Here is a 5,431-nt window from a genome sequence, read left to right on the forward strand (position 1 = left end):
GGTTCAGGGCATCGGCTGCTCGCCCGTCGAGGACGCCCGGAGAGGGCAGATGGTCACCCTGGCCGGGCGCGTGCGCACAGTCCTGTCCGGAAGGGGAGAGCGGTTCCTCGGGGTGACCGCCGAGGTGTACGACGGTACGGGTGCGGTGGACGTGTGCTGGCTGGGACGTGGTTCGATCCCGGGTATCGACACCGGCCGCTTCGTCAAGGTGACCGGGCGTATCGGCGTCCGGTCCGGCCAGAAGATCATGTTCAATCCACGTTACGAATTGCTCAGTGGGCAACCGGGCGCTACACGCGGAGGAGAAGTGTGACCGAGTCTGAGCGGGCCGGCGAGCAGTCCACCGGAGAAGTGCCCCCGGAGAGCGCGGGAGGTAAGCGGAAGTCCGCGTTCGGTGACCCGGACGCCTCGCTGCTCGAGCAGATGGGTGGCGTCCGCGGCCTGGTCTACTCGTCGATCCCCATCCTGACCTTCGTCCCCGTCAACGGCTTCTGGGGACTGACGGTGGCGATCTGGGCGGCGCTCGGGGTGGCGGTCGCCATGCTGGCGTGGTCACTGGTCCGACGGGAGAACCCCCAGCCGGCGATCTCCGGCTTCTTCGGGGTCGCGATCGGTGTCCTGATCGCCTGGCGCACCGGAAGCGCGAAGGGATACTTCCTCTACGGGATCATCACGCAGGCGGTGTACGGCGGGGTGTTCGCCCTGTCCGCGCTCGCGCGGTGGCCACTCGTCGGGGTGATCTGGGGCCTGCTCGACGGAAAAGGGATGTCCTGGCGCCGTCACCCGAAAGCGCGTCGGTGGTACGCCGTCGCCACGTGGATCTGGGCAGGGCTCTTCGCGATACGCGCAGTGCTGCAGTACGCGCTCTACCTGAACGACGAGGTCAACTGGCTCGGGGCCGCCCGCATCGCGATGGGCTGGCCGCTCGCGCTGCTGGCGTTCGCGGCGACGATCTGGGCGGTGCGGCGCGCGATGGTCTACGAGAGGGAGCCCGCGGAGGCCCGGGAACCCACCACGCACGACTGACACGCACGACCGATACGGCATCACCTCGGATGGACGACGGCCCCCGGCGAGTTCGCCGGGGGCCGTCGTCTGCCCAGCTCGTGTCCGTCAGCCGCGAGCGCGAGTGACGCGGTGGTCAGATCGTGCTCGTCGCCATCCGCGAGAACTCGCTCGGGCCCGTGATGGTGCGGTAGGCGAACACCGAGGCCAGGGTGGCCACGGGGATCGCGATGAGGAGCCCGACGAACAGGGCGAGGAAACCTGCCACGACGACGAGGATGTTGAGCACCGCGAGAGCGAACAGGTTTCCCGCGTCGGACTTGATCGCGTTGACGCTGGACTTCATGGCGTCGATCGCGGTCATGTTGCGGTCCACGACGAAGTGGAGGGTCCAGTACAGGAAGAACGCGATCACGATGCCGGGGATGATGAGGAGGATCAACCCGATGGACGTCGCGATCGCCACGAGGATCGCGGCGATGACGAACGCCCCGAAGTTCTGCAACTTGAAGAAGTCGCCGATCTCCGGCTTGTGCCCGTCCACCTCGAGGAGGGCTCCCCGGATGATGAATGCCTGGAACAGGAAGCTCACGGCGATCGCCAGTATCGAGCCCAGGAACGCCACCGACGCCGACTGAGAGTTGGATATCGAACTCGCGAGCCCGTTGGCGAGGAACATCGCCAACGTGACCAGAACCCACGGCAGCGGGTTGTTCTTGAACATCTGCCAGCCGGCGCCGATGGCGTCGGTGGCGGACACCCTGCCCGTCATCACCGGCCCGCCCCCCTGGCCGGACTGGGGGTACCCCGCCCCGTAACCGTGGTCACCGTACGGCTGCTGGCCGAAGCCCTGCCCTCCGGATCCCTGCTGGCCATAAGCCTGTTGGCCGTAGCCCTCCTGGCCGTAGCCCTGTCCGGGATAGGGCTCCTGGCCGAATCCCTGTGCGTCCCCCTGTCCGCCGTACTGCTGTCCACCCCAGTTCTGTTGGGCGGCGCCGGTGCCGGTCGGATCGTTCGGGTTCCCGTCTCCTGACGGGGTACCTCCGGTGGTCATGGCATCTCCAGATCTCTTCGCGTCGGTGTGAAAGATTCTTCCACCTGCCTGGCTCCGAACCTAGTCCTGTCCGGGCGTTTTGGGGAGTGCCAACTCGACGGTCGGGGCGGGGAAATGCGTGGAGCCCCGTCGACGATGTCGACGGGGCTCCGGGTCCGTTGACCGGACGAGGGTGTCAGATGTTGGCGTGGATCTCGACAGCCTGTGCGACGCCGGCCACGGTGCCGGCGATCTTGACCGCCTCCCAGGCCTGCTCCTTGGTGATGCCCTCCTTGCGGATGACGTCATCGTGCGCGGCGGTGCAGTTCTCGCAGCCGTTGATCGTCGAGACGGCCATGGACCAGAGCTCGAAGTCGGCCTTCTCCACACCCGGGTTCGCGATGATGTTCATCCGGAGGCCCATGCGGACCTGGGCGTAGTCGTCTCCCAGGAACTCCTTGGCGCGGTAGGCCACGTTGTTCATGGCCATGATGGACGCAGCACCGAGGGCGGCGTTGAACGCCTCGTCGGACAGGTGCTCGCGCGCCTCGTCGGCGATCTCGGACAGCACGGTCTCGGACCGGGTCGCCGCGGCGGTGGCCAGGAAGGTCCCCCACAGCTGCTGCGGCGACAGCTCTGTCGAGCGCGCCAGGGAGCCGAGGTTCAGTTTGAGATCCTTCGCGAACTCAGGGAGCCCGGACTTCAGGTTCTCGATGGTCACTTGATGCCCTCCTGCAGCATGTCCATCTTGTTGATGTTCTTCGTCGGGTCGTTCTTCTGCCAGTTGCAGGCGCAGACCTCGGACGACTGGAGGGCGTCGAGGACACGGAGGACCTCGTCCACGTTGCGGCCGACGGCATCAGGCGTCACCGAGACGAACTGGATGACGTTGTCCGGGTCGACGATGAAGGTCGCGCGGTCGGCGACCCCGTCCGCGTTCTCGACACCGAGCGCGCGGATCAGCTCGTGCTTGATGTCCGACAGGAGCGGGAACGGGACACCCTTGAGCTCGTCGTTGGTCGCGCGCCAGTTGAAGTGCGCGAACTCGTTGTCGATCGAGCCACCGAGGACCTGCGTGTCGCGGTCCTGGAAGTCCTCGTCGAGCTTGCCGAACGCGGCGATCTCGGTGGGGCAGACGAAGGTGAAGTCCTTCGGGTAGAAGAAGATCACCCGCCACTTGCCGGCGTACGACTGGTTGGTGAGCGTCTCGAAGTAGTCCTCGGGCTGCTGGGCGTTGACCTGCTGGAGGTCGCCGCCCTTGAGTGCGGTGAGCTCGAAGTCGGGGAACTGATCGCCGATGGTGAGAAGTGCCATGTGATCCTCCTGGGTTATGGGCCGTTCTTGAACGGGCAGGGGAGACTATGCCCGACGCGCAGTGAGAGGTAAAGCCTAATGAGGTGAAGATCACCCATAGGGGAGGGTGAATAATCATCGACGTGGGGCTATTGATCGTCCTACACTCATCGACATGGCCAATCAGCGGTTCGTTCCGAGCGTGACCCAGCTCAGGGTGTTCCTCGCTGTCGCGGAGCGTCTCCACTTCCGCAGTGCCGCTGAGGAGCTGGGAATGAGCCAGCCGTCGCTCTCCCAGGCCCTGGCGACTCTGGAGGAGGGACTCCGGGTTCACCTGGTCGAACGGAGTACCAGGACGGTGCTCGTCACACCGGTCGGGCACCAGCTCCTCCCGTTCGCACGGGCCGCGGTGGGCGCGATGGACGCGGTGGCCGACATCGCCGCCGGTAGCGGGGGGCCGCTGTCGGGCGACGTCCGCATCGGTGTGATCCCCACGGCGGCGCCCTACCTCCTGCCGGGGCTGCTGCCCGCCCTGACCGAGCGTTTCCCGGATCTGCGGCCACGGATCGTCGAGGATCAGACCGCCAGACTGCTCGAGCAGTTGCGCTCGGGGGCGATCGACGTCGCGATCATGGCCCTTCCCACCGATGCCGCGGGTGCCATCGGTATGCCCCTGTACACCGAACCGTTCGCTCTCCTCGTCCCGGCCGACCACCCGCTCGCCGGGCAGGAGGGCCTCTCCCTCGAGGCCCTCGTGGATCTCCCACTGCTGATGCTCGACGAGGGGCACTGCCTCCGTGACCAGACCGTCGACCTGTGCCGGCGGGTCTCGGCTCCGATCCTGGGTCGTGGTGGGTCGCGGGCGGCGTCCCTGACCACCGCGGTGAGGTGCGTCGCCGGGGGGCTGGGGGTGATGATCGTGCCGGAGTCGGCCGTGGTGTCCGAGAGCCGCGACCCCGGCATCGGGGTCGCGAGGTTCGTCGAGCCCGCACCGGGCCGGACGATGGGTCTGGTGCTCCGCACGGCCACGGCCGGTGACGACGCCTACGCCGAGCTCGGGAGCGTCATCACCGAGGTGGCCCAGCGGCTGTTCGGGGCGGTTGCCGCCTGACCGGCGGTCGTCCGGCGCCGGCCGGGCAGGTGGGGTTCGTCGACTCCAGGGCCCGCGCCGCCTCCAGGTACCGGGCGCGGAGCCCCTGTGTCCGCGCGACCCATCCGCGCTGGTGGGCGACGAAGACCGCTCGTCCCTCGGGGGACTCCACCGGGATCGGGTCGAGTCCCCAGGCGGACAGGTCATAGGGCGAGGACCGCATGTCGACCTCGCGGGCGTCGAAGGCCGCGGCCAACGTGTCCACCAGGAGCTCGCCGGGGGCGCCGGCCTCCATGTCCACCACGTACGAGTAGAGATCCATACCGGCGTGCAGGCAGGCCGGTTGCTCGTTGCGGACCTGTTCGGCGCGGGTGAGGACGTCCTTGTTGAGGGGGACGGCGGCCTCGGTGAAGAACCGGAGGGCGTCGAAGTGGGTGCACCGCAGCCGGGATCCGTCGACGACGTCGTCGATCAGTGGCTGAGATACCCGGAGGGGCACCCGGGGATGACGAACGGCATCGTCGCCTCCCCGGTAGAGCATGGCCCACTCGTGAAGGCCGAAACAACCCAGTGCGCCCGGCCTGGACGCGGTGGCCTCGACGATCTCGCGCGCGCGGGACAGGCGGGGGCCGCATCGGGACAGGACGGACGTGGGATCCACGATCAGTCCGGACCGACCGTGCAGGGAGGTCCGCTCGTAGTGGCGCCACTGCGCCCGTTCGGTCAGGTGGGCGTTCTCCAGGATGATCCCCGGGCCGGGATGCCAGCGTCGGACGGTGGCGACGCTCGTCCGGTAGTAGGTGAACAGGAAGTCCGCGACCGGGTGCGGCTCGCCTCGTCGTCGACGCTCGAGGTGGTCGGTGGTCAGCGAGTCGACGGCCTCGGTGTGCCGGCGCTCCAGCGCCCGCCAGAGGCGCTCGGGCACCAGAACCGGGTCGGCGGCGTGGCGCCGCGGGCTCACGACCGTCGCTTCTTCTTGGGGCGGTGCACCCGGGACTGGGCGGGCCGTC

Annotated in this window: 7 protein-coding genes; 3 read left to right on the forward strand and 4 right to left on the reverse strand. The window is 68.0% G+C overall.

The window, feature by feature from the left end:
• Window positions 1–313: hypothetical protein (locus tag G6020_RS07475; RefSeq protein WP_182610192.1), on the forward strand; the 313-nt coding region annotated here is incomplete at its 5' end.
• Window positions 310–1,026, forward strand: coding sequence for a DUF3159 domain-containing protein (locus G6020_RS07480; RefSeq protein WP_304816413.1), 717 nt, complete (start codon window positions 310–312; stop codon window positions 1,024–1,026). The genes G6020_RS07475 and G6020_RS07480, both read left to right, overlap by 4 nt.
• Window positions 1,027–1,141: 115 nt before the next feature.
• Here G6020_RS07480 and G6020_RS07485 read toward each other — a convergent pair whose 3' ends face one another.
• From G6020_RS07485 to G6020_RS07495, 3 genes are all read right to left on the reverse strand, one after another.
• A complete protein-coding gene (locus G6020_RS07485; RefSeq protein WP_182610193.1) occupies window positions 1,142–2,059 on the reverse strand; it encodes a hypothetical protein in 918 nt (305 codons plus the stop codon).
• A gap of 175 nt (window positions 2,060–2,234) precedes the next feature.
• Entirely contained in the window at window positions 2,235–2,759 is a 525-nt protein-coding gene (locus G6020_RS07490) for a carboxymuconolactone decarboxylase family protein (protein WP_179525224.1), read from the reverse strand.
• Window positions 2,756–3,352: a peroxiredoxin gene (locus tag G6020_RS07495; protein WP_182610194.1), complete on the reverse strand. Its 597-nt coding sequence runs from the start codon at window positions 3,350–3,352 to the stop codon at window positions 2,756–2,758. The genes G6020_RS07490 and G6020_RS07495 overlap by 4 nt, the downstream gene beginning before the upstream one ends.
• 154 nt (window positions 3,353–3,506) lie before the next feature.
• Here G6020_RS07495 and G6020_RS07500 point away from each other — a divergent pair, with 154 nt between their 5' ends.
• Window positions 3,507–4,442 carry a hydrogen peroxide-inducible genes activator gene (locus tag G6020_RS07500; protein WP_179525226.1) on the forward strand — a complete coding sequence of 312 codons (936 nt, stop codon included), beginning with the start codon at window positions 3,507–3,509 and terminating at the stop codon, window positions 4,440–4,442.
• On the opposite strand, the gene G6020_RS07505 is transcribed toward G6020_RS07500, so the two are convergent.
• Window positions 4,399–5,431 (reverse strand): hypothetical protein (locus tag G6020_RS07505; protein WP_347238336.1); only part of this gene is annotated, 1,033 nt, incomplete at its 5' end. The genes G6020_RS07500 and G6020_RS07505 overlap by 44 nt on opposite strands.

Source organism: Dietzia sp. B19 (assembly GCF_014145155.1).
In the GTDB taxonomy this organism is placed as follows: domain Bacteria; phylum Actinomycetota; class Actinomycetes; order Mycobacteriales; family Mycobacteriaceae; genus Dietzia; species Dietzia natronolimnaea.